We start from the raw sequence: 17,734 nt of genomic DNA, 5'->3' as shown, positions 1-17,734 counted from the left end.
TCGGACTGCAACACACCCGCGCCGGCCTCGCGCGCCGGCGGCCAAGTGCGATAGCCCCGCACGCACGCCCCGAACAGGGTGCGCGTGCGGGGCGTCGATCCGTTAAAGCGCCGATTGTGGGCCGGCGAGCCGCGGGATGGCCTTGATGTGGCTCAAGAGTCCCACAGCCCTCACAGGAGACGAGGCGCGCCGAATGCCTCTGGGGCATGGGCGCCCGACGGCCTGAGTCGCCGGGCGCGGCCTGGCCTCAGGCGGGCAGCGGCACCAGCGGGTTGCCGAACATCGGGTCGTCCGGCTTCGAGGCCAGGGCCTTCTCCAGGTCGAGCCCGAGCGCCCGGGCCACGCCGGCGCCGTAGGCCGGGTCGGCCGCATGGCAGTTACGGATGTGGCGGAACTTGATGAACTCCGGCGCGTCGCCCATCGCGCGCGCGGTGTTGCCGAACAGCGCCTCCCGCTGCGCCGGCGTCATTAACTGGAACAGCTTGCGCGGCTGCTCGAAGTAGTTGTCGTCGTCCTGGTGATAGGACCAGAAGGCGGCGTCGCCGTCGATCTTCAGCGGCGGCTCCTCGAACTCCGGCTGGCCTTGCCACTGGCCGAAGCTGTTGGGCTCGTAGTGCGGCAGGCTGCCGTAGTTGCCGTCCACCCGGCCGGTGCCGTCGCGGTGGTTGCTGTGCACCGGGCAGCGCGGCTGGTTCACCGGAATCTGATGGTAGTTGGCGCCCAGCCGGTAGCGCTGCGCATCGGCGTAGTTGAACAGGCGCGACTGGAGCATGCGGTCGGGGCTGGCGCCAATGCCGGGCACCAGGTTGCTCGGCGCGAAAGCGACCTGCTCGACGTCGGCGAAGAAGTTCTCGGGGTTCCGGTTGAGCTCGAACTCGCCGACCTCGATCAGCGGGTAGTCGCTCTTGTACCAGACCTTGGTCAGATCGAACGGATGCAGGCGGTACTTCTCGGCGTCGGTCTCGGGCATGACCTGGACGTACATCGTCCACTTGGGGAAGTCGCCGCGCTCGATGGCCTGGAACAGGTCGCGCTGGTGGCTCTCGCGGTCCTTGCCGACGAGCGCCTCGGCTTCGGCGTCGGTCAGGTTCTTGATCCCCTGCCGGGTGCGGAAGTGCATCTTGACCCAGAACCGCTCGCCGTCCTTGTTCCAGAAGCTGTAGGTATGCGAGGAGAAGCCGTGCATGTGTCGGTAGCTGGCGGGGATGCCGCGGTCGCTCATCACCACGGTGACCTGGTGCAGCGCCTCGGGCAGCAGTGTCCAGTAGTCCCAGTTGTAGGTGGCGCTGCGCAGGTTGGTGCGCGGGTCGCGTTTGACCGCCTTGTTCAGGTCGGGGAACTGGCGCGGGTCGCGGATGAAGAACACCGGGGTGTTGTTGCCCACCATGTCCCAGTTGCCTTCCTCGGTGTAGAACTTGAGGGCGAAGCCGCGGATGTCGCGCTCGGCGTCGGCGGCGCCGCGTTCACCGGCGACCGTGGTGAAGCGGGCGAACATCTCGGTCTTCTTGCCGACCTCACTGAAGATCTTCGCGCGGGTGTAGCGGGTGATGTCCTTGGTCACCGTGAAGGTGCCGAACGCGCCCGAGCCCTTGGCGTGCATGCGGCGCTCGGGGATGACCTCGCGCACGAAGCCGGCGAGCTTCTCCTGCAGCCAGACGTCCTGGGCCAGCAGCGGGCCGCGCGCGCCGGCGGTCAGGCTGTCGCGGTTGGTCACGACGGGGGCGCCGAAATCGGTCGTCAGCTTGGTCACGGGGCACTTCTTGGTATCGTCGGTCATGCGGGCTCCTGATGGTGCAAGTGGATCGATGGGCCCCATGCTGCAGGGGGTATTCGAATACTAATTCACATCCGCAATGAGGGGGCTCCATCCTTCCCTATCGGCGCCATAGTCGCCACGTCCGGCCCTGGAACCGGGCGATCGCCAGTTCGTTCTCGCTCGGCATGCGCGCGCCGCCGGCGATCGTGGTCGCGCCGTAGCCATTCGATTCGAGCACCACGGAGGCCACTTGATTGCCGTCGGTCGAGGGGCGAACCGCCGGCCCGAGGATTCAGTAATGCGGGATCTCGGTGGGGCGCAGGTCGAACAGCAGCACCTCGGCGTCCTCGCCGCTGGCGAACTCGATCTCGCGCACCTTGCGCGGCTTGACCGCATCGCCGTCGAACAGGCCGGCGTACACCCGGGCATCCTGATGGACCGACAAGGAACCCTCCGTGCCGTCGGGCGAGATGATCAGGCGCAGCTTTCCGCGCTTCTCTCCAGCGGCGAAGTGGCGCTGCTGAGAGTGAGGCGCGACGCCCGTCCGATCGGGCACGATCCAGAGCTGCAGAAAATGCACGCATTCTGCGCGCGAGGCCTTGTATTCGCTGTGGCGCACGCCGGTGCCGGCGCTCATCATCGGTACGTCGCCCGGGCGGATCACGAGCCGGTGCCCATCGAGTCCTTGTGTGCGAGCGCCCCGTCGAGGATGTAGGAAAAGATCTCCATGTCGCGATGGCCATGGGTGTCGAAACCCCGGCCCGGGGCGCACGCGGTCTTCGTTGATCACCAGCAGGTCCGAGAACCCCGGGTGCTGCGGGTCGTAGTAGCTGCCGAACGAGAAGCTGTGCTGCGAGTGCAGCCAGCCGAAGTTGGCGAGGCCGCGTTCTGCGGCGGGGCGGAGCTCCATCATGTCCATCTCCTCTGTCGGACGGCCTGGCACGGGCGCAGCCTGGGCGGTGCGCCCGGGGTACGCCTCGGGCTTCAGCCCTTGATCGCTTCGAGCGAGACGGTGATGGCCACCGGCTTGTCGCCTTCGAACTTGACCTTGGTCGACTTGAAGGTCGCGGCTGGGTACTTGGCGGTGTCGAGGAAGTCTTCGCCCTGGATGCGGCCGTTGAAGGTTTCATAATCGGTGTCGACCGACGTCATGTCGATGGTGATGTCGACCGCGCCCGTCCGGGCGGCCTTGTCCAGCGTGACGGTGCCGGTGGTGGCGTTGAACCGCGACAACTGGGTCGACAGGCCGAAGTGGCTGTACGAGAAGCGCGGAAAGGTGTGGGTGCCATCGACGGTGTAGGTTTCCGGCGCGGCCAGCACCGGGGCAGCGGCGGCGGCGGAGAGGATCAGGGCAGCGGAGAGCCTGGCGATTCGGTTCATGGATTTGTCCCTTTGGGGTTGGGGTAAGGTGAAATCGGGTTTGCGTGCGGGCTTATCTGGCCGCAGCGGTGAGGGGGAACTTGATCACGACATCGTTGGCGACGATGTCGAAGGCTTTCCAGGCGCCTTCGCCGATCGCGAAATCGCCGCGCTTGATCGTCAGGCTGCCGTCGAACACACCGGTGTCGCCCAGCGGTGTGAAGCTGGCGGGGAGCACGACCTCCTGGGTCGTGCCCTTGATCGTCAGCTTGCCGGCAGCTTCATACTGGTTGCCGCCGAGCGCCTTGACGCCGGTGGATTCGAAGCGGGCGGTGGGGAAGACCGGGGTGTTGAACCAGGCCTTGGCCGCCGCCTCGGCGTCGCCCTCGGCGCTGCCGGTATCCACGCTGGCCAGATCGACTTCGATGGTGGCCGACGCGGCTTGCGGCGCTGCGGGGTCGACACGCAGCTGGCTGGCGAATGTCCCGAACGCGCCTTCCATGGACACGCCCATCTGCTGGTAAGCGAAGGCGATCCGGCTCTTGTCGGCGGGCACCCGGCTGTATTCGACCGCATGGGCGGAAGTGGCGAGGGCGAAGCTCGAGAGCAGGGCGAAAGCGAGGCGTTTCATGGTGTCGGTTCCCTTGACTGGGGTCGTTCGGGTCAGCGAGGGCGGTGGCGCAGCATGCGGGTCAGGACCTCGCCCTTGTCGAAATAGTGGTGCTTGAACGCGGCGCCGATGTGGCCGAGCAGCACCGCGATCAGCAGAAGATTCAGGCTCGAGTGCACCGACTGCAGCAACTCGCCGAGGGCCTTGTCCTTGGCCAGCAGATCGGGGATGGGCAGCACGCCGAACCACACCGTCTGGAAGCCCTTGGTGGAGCTCATCAGCCAGCCGGACAGGGGAATCGCGAACATCAGCAGGTAGAACAGGTGATGGCTGGCAGGGCGGCGGGGCGCTCGATCGCCGGCATGTGCGACGGCAGCGCCGGCGGCCGGTGGGTGAGGCGCCAGGCCAGGCGCACGATCACCAGCGCAAGCACGCTGACGCCCACCCACTTGTGCCACGAATACAGTTGCAGCTTGGTGGGCGACAGCGCCGGGCCGGTCATGTAGAAGCCGAGCCCGAGCAGGCCCAGGATCAGGATGGCGATGCCCCAGTGCAGGGTCTTGGCGGTCGCGGTGTACGTCGCGCTCATGGTCGGTGTTGGATCGACGATCGGCGCGACGGCCGTCGTTCCTGCTTTTGCGATGAGCGAACTCTAGACGTCTCCGGTGACCCGAAATAGGGGGCAATGGGAAATGCATAATCGCGAATGAAGCAACAATGAACCGCCTCGATGCGATGACCCTGTTCATCCGGGTGGCCGATCTCGGCAGTTTTGCGGCGGCCGCCAGCCAGCTGGGGTGGCGCGCTCGGCCGTCACCCGCCAGATCGCCGCGCTGGAGGCGCACCTGGGCGTGAAGCTCATGATGCGCGCCACCCGCAAGCTGACCCTGACCGGCGCTGGCGCGGCCAATCTGGAAAAATGCCGCACGATTCTCGACCTGGTCGACAGTGCCGAGGCCGACGTCATGGAGGCGCGGCTGACGCCGCGCGGCAATCTGAGGCTGGGCGTGCCGGTGAGCTTCGGCTTGCGGCGGATCGCCCCCTTGCTGCCCCGATTCCAGACGCAGTATCCGGAGATCAGCCTCGCGCTCGGTTTCACCGATCGTCATACCGATCTCATCGATGAAGGCGTCGATCTGTCGATCCGCGTCACCGCCAGGCTGGACCCCGGCAAGGTGACGCGCAGGCTGGGCGAGGCGCGTCTGCTGGCGGTGGCCTCGCCGGCGTATCTGGCGCAGCGGGGCTGTCCGGGCCACCCGTCCGAATTCGCGCAGCACAGCTGCCTGGGCCACAGCGCCAGCACCTCGCCGACCGGGCCGGCGCGCTGCCTCGGCGCCCACTTTCGCGTCCCATGGTCTATGGTCCAGTTAAGGGCCGCGGACGGCCCGAAGGAGGGCGCACATGGCCAGACCCGTTCGACCCTTGCCGGTGTTCCTGAACCTGCTCCGGATCCGCTTCCCGGTGGGGGCGATCGCCTCGATCGCGCATCGCGTGGCCGGCGTGCTGCTGTTTCTCGCCTTGCCGCCGCTGGCGCTCGGGCTGGACGCCTCGCTTCGCAGCGAGGCGGGCTTCGAGGCCATGCGCGACCTGCTGTCGTCGCCGTGGCGCGCACTCGTCGGGCTCATCCTGGTGTGGGCGGCGGCGCATCATCTGCTCGCCGGCATCCGCCATCTGCTGATGGACGTGGGCATCGGCGGCGGCCTCGCGCAGGCGCGCGCCTCGGCGCGTGCGGTACTGGTGGTGGCGGTGCTGCTGGCGCTGGTTTTCGCGGCGGGGTGGCTGACATGAGACTGTTCAGCGGCCAGCGGGCCTGGCTGGTACAACGCGTCAGCGCCCTGCTGATCCTGCTTCTGCTGCTGGTGGGCGGCGTGCTGTTGCTGTTCGGCCCGGCGCTCGATCATGCGCGATGGCATGCGCTTGCCACCGGCGTGCATGTCGCGCCCCTGATCGTGCTGTTCTTCGCCGCGCTGAGCGCCCACGCCTGGGTCGGCATGCGGGACATCGTGCTCGACTACATCCAGCCGCGCGCGCTGCGACTGGCGGTGCTGAGCGCGATCGCGGTGGTCCTCTTCGCGGTGATGGTGCGCGTCCTGCTGACCCTGGCGGCGCATTTCGCGACGAGCCTGTGAGGGGCGCGGAGGAGCCGAAATGAAGCTGTCGATCTACCGTTTCAACCCGGAAACCGGTGAGCCGCCGCGGATGCAGGACTACGACGTCGCGCCCGCGGCGGGCGACAAGAAGCTGCTCGACCTGCTGATGCGCTTGCGCACGGCGGACGACAGTCTGTCCTTCCGCCGCTCCTGCCGCGAGGGCATCTGCGGGTCGGACGCGATGAACATCAACGGTCGCAACGGCCTCGCCTGCCTGACCGCGCTCGAGGGGCTGAAGGAGCCCGTGGTGCTGCGCCCGCTGCCGGGCTTCCCGGTGATCCGCGACCTCATCGTCGACATGACGCAGTTCTTCGCCCACTACCACTCGATCAAGCCATGGCTGATCGCGGAGGAGCCGCCGCCCGAGCGCGAGCGGGTGCAGACGCCGGACGAGCGAGAGCGGCTCAACGGCCTCTACGAATGCATCCTGTGTGCCTGCTGCAGCGCGTTCTGCCCCTCCTACTGGTGGAACCCGGACAAGTTCATCGGTCCCGCCGGCCTGCTGCAGGCCTACCGCTTCATCGCCGACAGCCGCGACGTCGCCACCGCCGAACGGCTCGACTTCCTCGACGATGTCTACCGGCTCTACCGCTGCCGCACGATCATGAACTGCACCGAGGTCTGCCCCAAGGGGCTGAGCCCGTCGCACGCGATCGAGCGCATCCGCATCGCGTTGCTGAAGCGATCGTCCTGAGCACGATCGCTTGCGGGATGACCGCATCCGGCCGCTCGGCGCGGGCCGCTGTGGAAATCCTGCGGATCGTCGCGCCGGGCGTACGCTGGTCGCACTCCGCTGTCGCCCACCGTCAGCGCCCGCCGCCGAATGATGGAAAGCGGGCGGAAGCCCTGGTCAGAGGCTGTCGCCGAAATCCTTCCTGAAACGTTCCACCAGGTCGTGCTGCCACGCGGAGACCGGTTTCAGTCGGCCATAGAAGAAGCGCAGGATCTCGGGCTCCTCGACGAAGGTCAGGCCGCCGATCAGGCGGCGGTGGGCGTAGAGCCATTCGAGGCGGTCGATCGCGTACTTCACCTGCGACAGGGTGAACACGCGGCGCGGCATCGCCAGGCGCACGAGCTCCATGTTGGCGAAGACCTCGCTGCCGTCGGGCTCGCGCTGCTCGGACAGGGTGCCGCGCTCCATGCCGCGGATGCCACCGGCGATGTAAAGGGCTGCGGCCAGCGCTCCGGAGGGATACTCGGACTGCGGGATGTGGTCGACGAACTCCATCGCGTTGACGTGGCAGCCGAGGCCGCCGGCCGGCGTGATGACCGGGATGCTGCGCTTTTGCAGCTCATCGACCATGTAGCCGATGAACTGCGGCCCCTGGTTGATGACCTCTTCGTCCATGGTTTCGTCGAGGCCGACGGTGAGCGCTTCCATCTCGCGCACCGACATGCCGCCGTAGGTGAGGAAGCCTTCGTACAGCGGCACCAGACCGCGCATGCGGTGGTACAGCGCCTGGCTGCGGATGCATATGCCGCCGCCGCGGGCGCAGCCGAGCTTGCGCGCGGAAAAGTAGATGATGTCGCACAGGTCGGCCATCCTGCGCGTGATCTCGCGGATGCTGAGCGCCTTGCAGCTTTCCTCGCGATTCTTGATGAAGTACAGGTTGTCGGCGAGCAGGCTCGCGTCGAGCACCAGCAGCAGGCCGTGCCCGTCGCACACCTTGCGGATGTCGGCGAGGTTCTGCAGGGAGAAGGGCTGGCCGCCGATCAGGTTGGTGCCCGCTTCCATGCGCACGAAGGCGATCTTGTCGGCGCCGTGCGCGCCGATGACGTCGCGCAGCTTGGCGAGGTCCATGTTTCCCTTGAAGGGATTCACGCTCACCACTTCCAGGCCGGCATCGGCGACGAGCTCCTCGATGACGCCGCCGTTGAGCGTGATGTGCGCCTTGGTGGTGGTGAAGTGGTAGTTCATCGGCACCACGGAACCCGGCGACACCAGCACCTGGGCAAGGATGTTCTCGCAGGCCCGGCCCTGGTGGGCGGGGAGGAAGAACGGCATGCCGAAAATCTCCTGCAGCTTGCTTTCGAGCCGGGTGTAGGTTGCGCTGCCGGCATAGCTGTCGTCGGCGACCAGCATGGCCGCCTGCTGCCGGTCGCTCATGGCGTTGACCCCGCTGTCGGTGAGCATGTCCATGAACACGTCGGCGTTGCGCAGCAGGAAGGTGTTGTTGCCCGCCTCGGTGATCGCCTCCAGCCGGCGCTCCACCGGTGGCAGGTTGAGCTTCTGGACGATGCGCACCTTGTGCATTTCCAGGGGCACCGCTTCGTTGCCGTAGAACTTCACTTTCGCCATCCCTGCTCTCCTTGGGCGTGATGTCGTGCTCAGAGGCAGTCATCGAATCACAACAGGCCCTGGCGCATATTGATACGTCACAAAGAACGGGCAGCAAGCATGGGCGGTCAGGTGATTCTTCTTCGCCCTGCCCGAGCGTGACGGCACGATGGCGTTGGTGGGTGCGCTGCCCCGGCGTTACCTGGCTGCTGTCCGAGCTGCCGCTCCGGCCGCATGCGGTTTACTGCGCGCGCGCCCGGAAGTGGGCGCTGCAGCCTTCGAGTTCGAGAAGGTGGGGCAGCAGCTCGGAGTTCTTGTGCACATGGAAGACGAAGCGCGGCACGTCGCGTCCGGTCGCCTGAGCCATGAAGGGTTCGCCCCAGAAGCTGAGCAGGGCCTCGCAGCCGCCGCTGTGCTGGCTGTCGGCGAGGATGAAGGACAGGGTGCGCTCCAGCCGGCACCAGCGCGGCGGCCGTACCCGCTCGCGTCCGGCGCAGGCCGCGACCTGAGGCGCGATGCTGCGCTCCCAGAGCGCGCGCTGGCTGTCGTCGAGCACGAACTGGATCGAGCTGACCGCCGGATTGTCGATCGCCGGACGCAGCAGTGCATCGAACAGCGCCGGCGTGCGATACATCGACAGGCAGACGTTGAACCACACGGTGTCGCCGCTCATCGCGAGCAGGAAGCGGCGGTGCGCGGTCTGCAGCTGGCGTGGCCCGATCAGCACCAGGCCGGGCGCCTCGAGCGCGGCCTGCAGGCCGTCCACCGTGTGCGCCACGTGCTCGACCTTTTCGGCGGTGATCTCGTTGCTGCGGCTGTGGCGCATGAAGTTGATGAACAGCAGCCCCAGCAGCGCGAGCAGGATCGGCAGCACCACCGCCTCGTCGACGATGTGCAGCAGATGCAGCACGATCGCCACGAAGGCGGCGGCGATGCCGGCGATCGCATCCCACTCCCAGCTCAGGGCCTGGCGGATCTTCATCGCGTATCCTCCGCTGTTGCTGAAACATAGCACAGCGGCGGTGACGCTTCCGGCGGCGGCCCGGACGCTCAGTCGCGCAGGAAGGTCTGCAGCAGCTCGTTGAGGAAGCGCCGGCCCTGGAGGGTGGGGCGGATCAGGCCGTCGGCGGTCGCGAGCAGGCCGCGGGTCCTCGCCTCGGCGAGCTCGGTGGCGATCACCTCGAGCGGCAGCCCGGTGCGGGCGAGGAACAGCGCGGGGGCGAAGCCGGCGCTCAGGCGCAGCGCGTTCATCATGAACTCGAAGGGCAGCTCGGCGACCGCGACCTCGCGCCGCTCCTGCACGAAGTCGCCGCGCGCAGCCGCCTCGAGGTAGCGCGCCGGGTGCTTGTGGCGCATCTCGCGCACGATGCCCTCGTGGCTGGAGAGCTTGCCGTGCGCGCCCGGGCCGACGCCGAGGTAGTCGCCGAAGGTCCAGTAATTGAGATTGTGCCGGCTCTGTTCGTGGGGACGGGCGAAGGCGGAAGTCTCGTAGTTCTCGAAGCCCGCCTCGGCGAGCCGGGCCTCGATCGCCTCCTGCATGTCGGCGGCGATGTCGTCGTCGGGCAGCGGCGGCGGATCATGGGCGAAAGGCGTGTTGGGCTCGAGCGTGAGGTGGTAGCACGACAGGTGCTGCACGCCGAAGCCGAGCGCGGTGTCGACGTCGGCGAGCGCCATCGCCAGGGTCTGTCCCGGCAGGGCGTACATGAGGTCGAGGTTCACCCGCTCGAAGTGGGTGGTGGCGGCCTCGATCGCGCGCCGCGCCTCGACGCCGCCGTGGATGCGGCCGATCTTCGCGAGCATGGCGTCGTCGAAACTCTGGATGCCGAGCGACAGGCGGTTGACGCCGGCGGCGCGGTAGTCGCGGAAGCGGCCGGCCTCGACCGTGCCCGGGTTGGCCTCGAGGGTGATCTCGGCGAGCGGGTCGAGCGGCAGCAGCATGCGGATCGCGGTCAGCAGGCGGTCGAGCGTGGGCGCCGACATCAGGCTCGGGGTGCCGCCGCCGATGAACACGCTCAGCACCCGTCGGCCCCACACCTGCGGCAGCGCCGCCTGCAGGTCGGCGATCACCGCGTCCAGCCAGGCCGCTTCCGGGATCGCCGTCCCCTCGCGCGGCGCGTGCGAGTTGAAGTCGCAGTAGGGGCATTTGCGCACGCACCAGGGATAGTGCACATAGAGCGACAGCGGCGGCGGCGCGTCGAGCCGGGCGCGTTCGGGCAGCGGCAGCGCGCGTGCGGGCCCGGCGGCCGGGGTGAGCGGGATGATGCGGCGGGTGCTCACCGGCGGCAGGCCTGGCGTCGGGCGGCGCGGCTCACAGCGGATTGCGCTCGAGGCGCGCGAGCAGGTGACGCATCGCGGCGCCGCGGTGGCTCAAGGTGTTCTTCAGCCCGGCGTCGAGTTCGGCGGCGCTCCGTTCCAGCTCGGGTAGCCAGAACAGCGGATCGTAGCCGAAGCCACCCTCGCCGCGCGCCGCCTCGAGGATGGTGCCGTGCCATTCGCCGTCGGCGATCAGCGGCTGCGGATCGTCGGCGTGGCGCACCAGTACCACCGTTGAGTAGAAGTGGGCGCGACGCGCCTCGGCTCCGGTGAGGTGGGCGAGCTTTTCCAGCAGCAGGGCGTTGTTGCGCGCATCCGACTTCGGTTCGCCGGCGAAGCGTGCCGACAGCACGCCCGGCGCGCCGCCGAGCGCCGCCACGCACAGGCCGGAGTCGTCGGCGACCGCCGGCAGGCCGGTCGCCGCCGCGGCGTGGCGCGCCTTGGCGAGCGCGTTCTCGACGAAGGTCGGATGCGGCTCCTCGGCCTCGCCGACGCCGAGCGCCGACTGCGGGATCACCTCGATGCCGAGCGGCGCGAGCAGGGCCTGCATCTCCGTCGTCTTCTTCGCGTTGTTGCTCGCCAGCACGAGTCGCTTGCTCATCGCCGCGCCGTCGCTCACAGGTCGAGCGCCGCGCGCTGGGCCGCCACCAGGCGGTGGATCCCACGCTCGGCGAGGTCGAGCAGGGCGTCGAGCTCGGCGCGCGAGAAGGCCGCGCCCTCGGCCGTGCCCTGCACCTCGATGAGGCCGCCGCTGGCGGTCATCACCACGTTCATGTCGGTGTCGCAGGCCGAATCCTCGGCGTAGTCGAGGTCGAGCACCGGCTCGCCCTGATGGATGCCGACCGATACCGCGGCGACGAAGTCCTTCATCGGGCTGGCGGCGAGCCGGCCCTCGGCGAGCAGGCCGGCGATCGCGTCATGCACCGCCACGCAGGCGCCGGTGATCGCCGCGGTGCGGGTGCCGCCGTCGGCCTGCAGCACGTCGCAGTCGATGACGATCTGGCGTTCGCCGAGCGCCTCGAGGTCGACCACCGCGCGCAGGCTGCGGCCGATCAGGCGCTGGATCTCCTGGGTGCGGCCGCTCTGCTTGCCTTTGGCCGCTTCGCGGGCGCTTCGGGTGTGGGTCGCGCGCGGCAGCATGCCGTACTCGGCAGTGAGCCAGCCCTGGCCCTTGCCGCGCAGGAAGGGCGGCACGCTATCTTCCACGCTGGCGGTGCACAGCACCCGGGTGTCGCCGAATTCGACCAGCACCGAACCTTCGGCGTGGCGGGTGAAGCCGCGGGTGAGGCGGACCGGGCGGAGTTCGTCGGGGCGTCGCTGGCTGGGTCGCATGCGTGTCCTATCGGGTAGTGGGTCTGCGGTCGTCGTCGAGTTCGGGGACGGCGTGAGCAGGGTCTTCGCGCCGCTCGTCGTCCGCCCCGGTGGCGGGGCCGGCCGCGGCGTCGGGGCTCAGGAAGCGGGTGGTGAATTCGGTCGGCGCCATCTCCTCGGTGCTCACCGTGCGCTCGCGCACCGTCTGGCGGCGGGCATGCCAGCGCAGCGCGATCACCGACAGGTTGTCGGCATCGCCGCCGGCGGCGGCCTCGGCGCGATCGAGCAGGCGCGGCACGCCGAGCATGACGTTGCCGTCGGCCAGCCCGAGCAGGATGCCGTTGTCGCCGAGCGGGCCCCACAGGCCGTCGGTGCACAGCGCGAGGATGTCGCCGTCGCGCAGCTGGACCGAGTCGAAGGCGTCGATCTGCGGCTGACCGCTGCCGCCGAGGCAGGAGTAGATGCGGTTGCGCGCCGGGTGGCTGGCCGCCTCCTCCTCGCTCAGCAGGCCGTGCTCGACCATCAGCCGCACCCGCGAGTGGTCGCGCGTCTGCCCGCTGATCCTTCCGGCGCGCACGAGGTAGAGGCGGGAGTCGCCGGCGTGGGCCCAGTGCACCATGCCGTCCTGCACCACGCAGGCGACCGCCGTGGTGCGCGGGGCCTCGGCCAGGCCCTCCTCGAGCGCGTGGTCGAGGATCGCGTGATGGGCGGCGAGCAAGGCGCGCGGCAGGAAGCGAGACGGGTCCTTGAGCGCGGGGTGCGCGGCGCGCTGGAAGGACCCGGTGATCGAGCGCACCGCGATCTCGGCCGCGATCTCGCCGTGGAGATGACCGCCGAGGCCGTCGGCGACCACCATCAGCAGGGCGTCGTGCGAGTAACAGTAGCCGATGCGATCCTGGTTGGTGCCGCGCGCGCCGATGCGGCTTTCCTGGCAGATGGTGAACTTCATGCGTCGCACCCCGGCGTCGCGTTCATCAGCGCCGCGAGGCGTCCGGCGAGGCTGGCGTCGTCGGCCTCGTTGCCCTCGCCGCCTTCGTAGCGCAAGGCCTTCTGCAGCGCATGCACGCTCTGCGGGCGTGCCAGCGGATCGAGCTGCAGGCACCAATCGACCAGCGCGCGCAACTGCAGGGAGTAACGCGCGTGGTCGTCGCCGGTCGTCAGCGCTCGGTAGTCGTCCTGTTCGAGGCGATGGTCGGCGCGCGGCGGCGGGTGGCCGACGATGCAGGCGTAGAGGCAGGCGCCCACGCCGTAGATGTCGGTCCACGGCCCGAGCTCGCCGCGTTCGGCGAACTGCTCGGGCGAGGCGAAGCCCGGGGTGTACATCGGCTTGAGCATCGGCTGGGTGGCACTCAGGGTCTGGCGCGCGGCGCCGAAGTCGAGCAGCACCGGAGTGCCGTCGGGGCGCAGCATGATGTTCGAGGGCTTGATGTCGAGGTGGAGGAGCTTGCGCGCGTGCACCTCGCGCAAGCCGTTGAGCAGGCGCACGAAGGTGAGGCGCAGGAAGCGTTCGCCGAGCCGGCCGTGGCGCTGGCGGGCGTACTCGTGCAGGGTGCGCCCGTGCTCGAAGGCCATCACGAGGTACACCGTGTCGTTGGCGCGCAGGAAGTTGAGCACCCGCACCACGTTGGGGTGGGACAGCATCGCGAGCGCACGGCCTTCCTCGAAGAAGCACTTCAGGCCGTAACGGAACACCGCCAGCTTGTCCTCCGGCACCCGCGGCCGGATCTCGCCTTCGGCGCGCAGGGCGAGGCTGCCCGGCAGGTACTCCTTGATCGCCACCTCGGCGCCGTCTTCGTCGCGTGCCAGGTAGACGATCGAGAATCCGCCGTGCGAAAGCTTGCGCTCGATGCGGTAAGGCTCGAGCCGGAAACCTTCGGGCAGCGCGCAGTTGGCTTGAGGCAGCATCTCTCGGGGGGCTAGTATTCGACTTTTGCAGCTATCCCAGTTGGGCCGCGCCAGTGTATCCGATCGCGGCAGGTCCCGGAGACTCCCCCATGATCCACAGCATGACCGGCTTCGCCGTGCAGAACCGCGAGGTCGGCAGCCATACCCTGCATCTCGAGCTGCGCAGCGTGAATTCGCGCTACCTCGACCTCGCCTTCCGCATCGCCGACGAGCTGCGCCAGGCCGAACCCGCGTTGCGCGAGCGCATCGGCGCGCGCCTGAACCGCGGCAAGGTCGAATGCCGGCTCAACCTGCAGGAAGGCGAGTCCGCGCCGCGCAGCCTCGCGCTCAACGCCGGACTGGCCGCACGCCTGGCCGACGCGCAGGACGCGGTGCAGGCCCACTTCGCCGACGCCAGGCCGCTGTCGGTGGCGGAGATCCTGCGCTGGCCGGGCATGCTGGCCGACGACAGCCTCGGCTTCGACGAGATGCAGCCGGTGATCCTCGAGCTGGTCGTGGCCGCGCTCGAGGATCTCGTCGCCAGCCGCCGCCGCGAAGGCGAGAAGCTCGCGGCGATGATCCGCGAGCGGGTGGTGCGCATGCGCGCGCTGGTCGCCGCCGGCGCGCCGCGCATGCCGGAGATCGTCGCCGAATACCAGGAGCGGCTCACCGCGCGTCTGCGCGACGCGGTGGCCTCTCTCGACGAGGATCGCATCCGCCAGGAGGTGGCGCTGTTCGCCCAGCGCATCGACGTCGCCGAGGAGCTTTCGCGGCTGTCGACGCATCTGGACGAGGTCGAGCGTATCCTCGAGACGGGCGGTGCCGCCGGCAAGCGGCTCGATTTCCTGATGCAGGAGCTCAATCGCGAGGCCAACACCCTGGCCTCCAAGTCCGCGGCCACCGACATGACGGCGATCGCGATGGAATTCAAGGTCCTGATCGAGCAGATGCGCGAACAGGTGCAGAACATCGAATAAGGAGCGCGCGATGTCGGGAACCCTGTTCGTCGTCACCGCCCCCTCGGGGACGGGCAAGACCACCCTGGTGCGGCTGCTGCTCGAGCGCGATTCCGCGCTGCAGCTGTCGATCTCCTACACCACGCGCGACCCGCGGCCGGGCGAGATGGACGGTCGCGAGTACCACTTCGTCGACGTGCCGACCTTCCGCGGCATGCGCGACCGGGACGAGTTCCTCGAGTGGGCGCAGGTGCATGGCAACTTCTACGGCACCTCGCAGGCCTGGATCCGTGAGCAGATCGCCGCCGGACGCGACATCGTGCTCGAGATCGACTGGCAGGGCGCGGCCGCGGTGGGCCGGGTCTTCCCCGAGGCGATCGGCATCTTCGTCCTGCCGCCCTCGGTCGACGAACTAGAGAATCGCCTGCGCGCACGCGGCACCGACAGCGAGGACGTCATCCGCCGCCGCCTCGCCGGCGCGCGCGAGGAGATGCGTCACGTGGGCGAGTTCGACTACGTTATAATTAACAATGAGTTGCAGACGGCGCTCGAAGACGTGCTCGCCGTCGTGCGCGCGGCGCGCCTGACCGGCGCCAATCAGCGCCGCCGTCACCCGCAATATTTCGAATTTCTGGAACAGGACTGAACATGGCCCGCATCACCGTCGAAGATTGTCTGAAGTTGATCCCCAACCGCTTCCAGCTCACGCTCGCGGCCACTTATCGCGCCCGCCAGCTGACCGCCGGCGGCACGCCGCAGATCGAACTCGAGCCCGGCGACCGGGACAAGCCGACGGTCATCGCGCTGCGCGAGGTGGCGGCGGGCAAGGTCGGCCTCGAGATGCTCAACCGCGGCCAGGCCTGAGACCGGCAGGGGGCGGAGCCATGGATGCCGACGGCGCTTCTGCGCAACCTTACCGCCCCCCGGTCTCCAGCGTGCTGACGCTCGATTTCGAGCGTCTCAAGTCAAAGCTCGGCGGCTACCTCAAGCCCGAGGACCTGGGCCGCGTCGAAGCGGCCTACCACTTCTCCGCCGACGCTCATCTCGGGCAGTTCCGGGTCAGCGGCGAGCCCTACATCTCGCACCCGGTCGCGGTCGCCGACATCATCGCCGACTGGCACCTCGACGCCCAGGCGCTGACCGCGGCCCTCCTCCACGATGTCATGGAGGACACCCACATCTCGAAGGCGGAGATCGCCGAGCGCTTCGGCAAGGTCTCGGCCGAGCTGGTCGATGGCCTCTCCAAGCTCGACAAGATCGAGTTCCGCTCGCACCAGGAAGCGCAGGCGGAGAACTTCCGCAAGATGCTGCTGGCGATGGCGAGCGACCTGCGCGTCATCCTCATCAAGCTCGCCGACCGCCTGCACAACATGCGGACGCTGGATCACATGCGCCCGGACAAGCGGCGCCGCATCGCCAACGAGACGCTCGAGATCTACGCGCCGATCGCCAACCGGCTCGGGCTCAACAACCTGTTCCGCGAGCTCCAGGAACTGTCCTTCCAGAACAAGTACCCGCTGCGCTACGCGGTGCTGGCGAAGGCGATCCGTTCCGCGCGTGGCAACCGCCGCGAAGTGGTGAGCAAGATCCGCGACGCGATCGAGGCGCGCCTGCCGCAGTGGGGCATCCAGGCCGAAGTGCAGGGGCGCGAAAAGCACCTCTACGGCATCTACCGCAAGATGGTCGAGAAGAACCTGAGCTTCTCCCAGGTGCTGGACATCTACGGCTTCCGTGTCATCGTGCGCGACGTGCCGAGCTGCTACCTCGCGCTCGGTGCGCTGCACTCGATGTACAAGCCGGTGCCGGGCAAGTTCAAGGACCTGCTCGCGATCCCCAAGGCCAACGGCTACCAGAGCCTGCACACCACCCTGATCGGCCCCTTCGGCATGCCGGTCGAGGTCCAGATCCGCACCCGCGAGATGCACCACATCGCGGAGTCGGGCGTCGCCTCGCACTGGCTCTACAAGGAAGACGAGAAGACGCTCACCGACCTCGAGCAGAAGACCCACTCCTGGCTGCAGTCGCTGCTCGAGCTGCAGTCGGCCTCGGGCGGAGCGACCGAATTCCTCGAGCACGTCAAGGTCGACCTGTTTTCGGGCGAGGTCTTCGTGTTCTCGCCGCACGGCAAGATCTTCAGCCTGCCCAAGGGCTCGACCCCGGTCGACTTCGCCTATGCGGTGCACACCGACATCGGCAACCGCTGCGTCGCCTGCCGCATCAACGGCGACCTGATGCCGCTGCGCAGCGAGCTCAAGAACGGCGACCAGGTCGAGATCATCACCGCGGCGCACGCCAACCCCAACCCGGCGTGGCTGTCCTACGTGCGCACCGGCAAGGCGCGCGCGCAGATCCGCCACTTCATGAAGAGCGACCAGCAGGACGAGTCGGTCGCGCTCGGCGAGCGCATGCTCAACCAGGCGCTGCGCCCGCACGGCCTCACCCTGGGGCAGATCTCCACCTTCGCCTGGGACCGCTTCCTGCGCGACCGTGGGGTGCGTACCAAGAAGGAAGTGTTCGCCGACATCGGCCTCGGCAAGCGCCTGCCGGTGATCGTCGCGCGCCGCCTGTCGCAGGCGCAGGACATGGAGTCCGGCCGCCCCGACGTGGTCAAGCCGAAGCCGGTGGGGGCGATCATGATCCGCGGCTCGGAGGGCATCACGGTGCAGCTCGCGCGCTGCTGTCATCCGATTCCGGGCGACCCGATCATCGGTTGCATCCGCAAGGGCCAGGGCCTCGAGGTACATGCGCACGACTGCCCGGCGGTGACCAAGGGCCGCGGCGCCCGCGGCCGCTGGGTCGACGTGGAATGGGAGGCGATCGCGAACGAGCGGCTGTTCGACGTCGCCATCCGCGTGCTCACCAACAATGCACGCGGCGTGCTGGCCAAGGTCGCGAGCGCGATCTCCGAGTCCGACTGCAACATCCAGAGCGTCAGCATGGAAGGCGAGCAGGGGGCCTACACCGCGCTCAACTTCACCGTGCAGGTGCGCGACCGCATGCACCTCGCGAAGGCGATGCGCGGCGTGCGCCGGATTCCCGAGGTGGTCCGCATCGGCCGGGTGAAGGGCGACGGTCGCGCAAGCTGAGACGGTGCGGGGTAGAATCGCGGCCTCGCAC

Annotated in this window: 18 protein-coding genes and 3 pseudogenes; 9 read left to right on the top strand and 12 right to left on the bottom strand. The window is 68.5% G+C overall.

Going from position 1 to position 17,734, the window contains the following annotated elements; translation table 11 throughout:
* Positions 1 to 247: 247 nt before the first annotated feature.
* From BB334_RS16765 to BB334_RS16745, 5 genes and pseudogenes are all read right to left on the bottom strand, one after another.
* Positions 248 to 1,777: a catalase gene (locus BB334_RS16765; RefSeq protein ID WP_068809640.1), complete on the bottom strand. Its 1,530-nt coding sequence runs from the start codon at positions 1,775 to 1,777 to the stop codon at positions 248 to 250.
* A gap of 271 nt (positions 1,778 to 2,048) precedes the next feature.
* Positions 2,049 to 2,669 carry a pirin family protein gene (locus tag BB334_RS16760; RefSeq protein WP_232756770.1) on the bottom strand — a complete coding sequence of 207 codons (621 nt, stop codon included), beginning with the start codon at positions 2,667 to 2,669 and terminating at the stop codon, positions 2,049 to 2,051.
* Positions 2,670 to 2,743: 74 nt separating this feature from the next.
* A pseudogene (locus BB334_RS16755) lies at positions 2,744 to 3,136 on the bottom strand (YceI family protein); the annotation flags it as partial.
* Between the two features lie 52 nt (positions 3,137 to 3,188).
* On the bottom strand, positions 3,189 to 3,746 hold the full coding sequence (locus BB334_RS16750; RefSeq protein ID WP_068809639.1) for a YceI family protein: 558 nt from the start codon (positions 3,744 to 3,746) through the stop codon (positions 3,189 to 3,191).
* A 32-nt stretch (positions 3,747 to 3,778) separates the two neighbouring features.
* Positions 3,779 to 4,248 (bottom strand): annotated as a pseudogene (locus BB334_RS16745) (cytochrome b).
* A gap of 194 nt (positions 4,249 to 4,442) precedes the next feature.
* Between BB334_RS16745 and BB334_RS18745 the strand changes: the two are divergent.
* The 5 genes and pseudogenes from BB334_RS18745 (at position 4,443) to BB334_RS16730 (ending at position 6,569) form a co-directional block, all read left to right on the top strand.
* Positions 4,443 to 4,580: a hypothetical protein gene (locus BB334_RS18745; protein WP_232756769.1), complete on the top strand. Its 138-nt coding sequence runs from the start codon at positions 4,443 to 4,445 to the stop codon at positions 4,578 to 4,580.
* Positions 4,523 to 4,972, top strand: a pseudogene (locus tag BB334_RS18935) (LysR family transcriptional regulator); the annotation flags it as partial. The gene BB334_RS18745 and the pseudogene BB334_RS18935, both read left to right, overlap by 58 nt.
* A 154-nt stretch (positions 4,973 to 5,126) precedes the next feature.
* Positions 5,127 to 5,513, top strand: a complete 387-nt coding sequence (gene sdhC, locus BB334_RS16740; RefSeq protein WP_068809634.1) for a succinate dehydrogenase, cytochrome b556 subunit — start codon at positions 5,127 to 5,129, stop codon at positions 5,511 to 5,513.
* Positions 5,510 to 5,854, top strand: a complete 345-nt coding sequence (gene sdhD / locus BB334_RS16735; protein ID WP_068809633.1) for a succinate dehydrogenase, hydrophobic membrane anchor protein — start codon at positions 5,510 to 5,512, stop codon at positions 5,852 to 5,854. Before sdhC ends, sdhD begins: the two co-directional genes overlap by 4 nt.
* A 19-nt stretch (positions 5,855 to 5,873) precedes the next feature.
* On the top strand, positions 5,874 to 6,569 hold the full coding sequence (locus tag BB334_RS16730; RefSeq protein ID WP_068809632.1) for a succinate dehydrogenase iron-sulfur subunit: 696 nt from the start codon (positions 5,874 to 5,876) through the stop codon (positions 6,567 to 6,569).
* Positions 6,570 to 6,725: 156 nt separating this feature from the next.
* Here the strand turns inward: BB334_RS16730 and BB334_RS16725 are convergent, their stop codons facing one another.
* The 7 genes from BB334_RS16725 to BB334_RS16695 form a co-directional block, all read right to left on the bottom strand.
* Positions 6,726 to 8,174 carry a tryptophanase gene (locus tag BB334_RS16725; RefSeq protein ID WP_068809630.1) on the bottom strand — a complete coding sequence of 483 codons (1,449 nt, stop codon included), beginning with the start codon at positions 8,172 to 8,174 and terminating at the stop codon, positions 6,726 to 6,728.
* A 220-nt stretch (positions 8,175 to 8,394) separates the two neighbouring features.
* Positions 8,395 to 9,135 carry a hypothetical protein gene (locus tag BB334_RS16720; RefSeq protein ID WP_068809629.1) on the bottom strand — a complete coding sequence of 247 codons (741 nt, stop codon included), beginning with the start codon at positions 9,133 to 9,135 and terminating at the stop codon, positions 8,395 to 8,397.
* Between the two features lie 68 nt (positions 9,136 to 9,203).
* Positions 9,204 to 10,430, bottom strand: a complete 1,227-nt coding sequence (gene hemW, locus BB334_RS16715; protein ID WP_068809628.1) for a radical SAM family heme chaperone HemW — start codon at positions 10,428 to 10,430, stop codon at positions 9,204 to 9,206.
* 31 nt (positions 10,431 to 10,461) lie between these two features.
* The gene (gene rdgB, locus BB334_RS16710; RefSeq protein ID WP_068809698.1) at positions 10,462 to 11,067 is read right to left on the bottom strand and encodes an RdgB/HAM1 family non-canonical purine NTP pyrophosphatase; all 606 of its coding nucleotides are present in this window, start codon (positions 11,065 to 11,067) and stop codon (positions 10,462 to 10,464) included.
* 14 nt (positions 11,068 to 11,081) lie between these two features.
* On the bottom strand, positions 11,082 to 11,798 hold the full coding sequence (gene rph, locus BB334_RS16705) for a ribonuclease PH (protein ID WP_068809627.1): 717 nt from the start codon (positions 11,796 to 11,798) through the stop codon (positions 11,082 to 11,084).
* A 7-nt stretch (positions 11,799 to 11,805) separates the two neighbouring features.
* Positions 11,806 to 12,726: a PP2C family protein-serine/threonine phosphatase gene (locus BB334_RS16700; RefSeq protein WP_068809625.1), complete on the bottom strand. Its 921-nt coding sequence runs from the start codon at positions 12,724 to 12,726 to the stop codon at positions 11,806 to 11,808.
* Positions 12,723 to 13,682 carry a serine/threonine-protein kinase gene (locus BB334_RS16695; protein WP_068809624.1) on the bottom strand — a complete coding sequence of 320 codons (960 nt, stop codon included), beginning with the start codon at positions 13,680 to 13,682 and terminating at the stop codon, positions 12,723 to 12,725. The genes BB334_RS16700 and BB334_RS16695 overlap by 4 nt, the downstream gene beginning before the upstream one ends.
* 89 nt (positions 13,683 to 13,771) lie before the next feature.
* On the opposite strand from BB334_RS16695, the gene BB334_RS16690 reads away from it, so the two are divergent.
* The 4 genes from BB334_RS16690 to BB334_RS16675 are packed head-to-tail and all read left to right on the top strand — an operon-like array spanning position 13,772 to position 17,703.
* A complete protein-coding gene (locus BB334_RS16690; RefSeq protein ID WP_068809623.1) occupies positions 13,772 to 14,638 on the top strand; it encodes a YicC/YloC family endoribonuclease in 867 nt (288 codons plus the stop codon).
* 10 nt (positions 14,639 to 14,648) lie between these two features.
* A complete protein-coding gene (gene gmk / locus BB334_RS16685) occupies positions 14,649 to 15,263 on the top strand; it encodes a guanylate kinase (protein WP_068809622.1) in 615 nt (204 codons plus the stop codon).
* Between the two features lie 2 nt (positions 15,264 to 15,265).
* Entirely contained in the window at positions 15,266 to 15,481 is a 216-nt protein-coding gene (rpoZ, locus tag BB334_RS16680; protein WP_068809621.1) for a DNA-directed RNA polymerase subunit omega, read from the top strand.
* Between the two features lie 20 nt (positions 15,482 to 15,501).
* The gene (locus BB334_RS16675; protein ID WP_068809620.1) at positions 15,502 to 17,703 is read left to right on the top strand and encodes a RelA/SpoT family protein; all 2,202 of its coding nucleotides are present in this window, start codon (positions 15,502 to 15,504) and stop codon (positions 17,701 to 17,703) included.
* Positions 17,704 to 17,734 lie beyond the last annotated feature (31 nt).

This window comes from Thauera phenolivorans, assembly GCF_001696715.1.
Lineage (GTDB): Bacteria > Pseudomonadota > Gammaproteobacteria > Burkholderiales > Rhodocyclaceae > Thauera > Thauera phenolivorans.
This window is presented reverse-complemented; position numbering and strand designations above follow the sequence as displayed.

Bases quoted from the DNA above. Each gene is read 5' to 3' on its own strand.
- gmk (WP_068809622.1), top strand. From the start codon at position 14,649: ATGTCGGGAACCCTGTTCGTCGTCACCGCCCCCTCGGGGACGGGCAAG.
- BB334_RS18745 (WP_232756769.1), top strand. From the start codon at position 4,443: ATGAACCGCCTCGATGCGATGACCCTGTTCATCCGGGTGGCCGATCTC.
- BB334_RS16695 (WP_068809624.1), bottom strand. From the start codon at position 13,682: ATGCTGCCTCAAGCCAACTGCGCGCTGCCCGAAGGTTTCCGGCTCGAG.
- sdhD (WP_068809633.1), top strand. From the start codon at position 5,510: ATGAGACTGTTCAGCGGCCAGCGGGCCTGGCTGGTACAACGCGTCAGC.
- BB334_RS16730 (WP_068809632.1), top strand. From the start codon at position 5,874: ATGAAGCTGTCGATCTACCGTTTCAACCCGGAAACCGGTGAGCCGCCG.
- BB334_RS16765 (WP_068809640.1), bottom strand. From the start codon at position 1,777: ATGACCGACGATACCAAGAAGTGCCCCGTGACCAAGCTGACGACCGAT.
- rph (WP_068809627.1), bottom strand. From the start codon at position 11,798: ATGCGACCCAGCCAGCGACGCCCCGACGAACTCCGCCCGGTCCGCCTC.
- BB334_RS16700 (WP_068809625.1), bottom strand. From the start codon at position 12,726: ATGAAGTTCACCATCTGCCAGGAAAGCCGCATCGGCGCGCGCGGCACC.
- rpoZ (WP_068809621.1), top strand. From the start codon at position 15,266: ATGGCCCGCATCACCGTCGAAGATTGTCTGAAGTTGATCCCCAACCGC.
- BB334_RS16750 (WP_068809639.1), bottom strand. From the start codon at position 3,746: ATGAAACGCCTCGCTTTCGCCCTGCTCTCGAGCTTCGCCCTCGCCACT.
- BB334_RS16720 (WP_068809629.1), bottom strand. From the start codon at position 9,135: ATGAAGATCCGCCAGGCCCTGAGCTGGGAGTGGGATGCGATCGCCGGC.
- BB334_RS16675 (WP_068809620.1), top strand. From the start codon at position 15,502: ATGGATGCCGACGGCGCTTCTGCGCAACCTTACCGCCCCCCGGTCTCC.
- rdgB (WP_068809698.1), bottom strand. From the start codon at position 11,067: ATGAGCAAGCGACTCGTGCTGGCGAGCAACAACGCGAAGAAGACGACG.
- BB334_RS16725 (WP_068809630.1), bottom strand. From the start codon at position 8,174: ATGGCGAAAGTGAAGTTCTACGGCAACGAAGCGGTGCCCCTGGAAATG.
- BB334_RS16760 (WP_232756770.1), bottom strand. From the start codon at position 2,669: ATGATGGAGCTCCGCCCCGCCGCAGAACGCGGCCTCGCCAACTTCGGC.
- sdhC (WP_068809634.1), top strand. From the start codon at position 5,127: ATGGCCAGACCCGTTCGACCCTTGCCGGTGTTCCTGAACCTGCTCCGG.
- BB334_RS16690 (WP_068809623.1), top strand. From the start codon at position 13,772: ATGATCCACAGCATGACCGGCTTCGCCGTGCAGAACCGCGAGGTCGGC.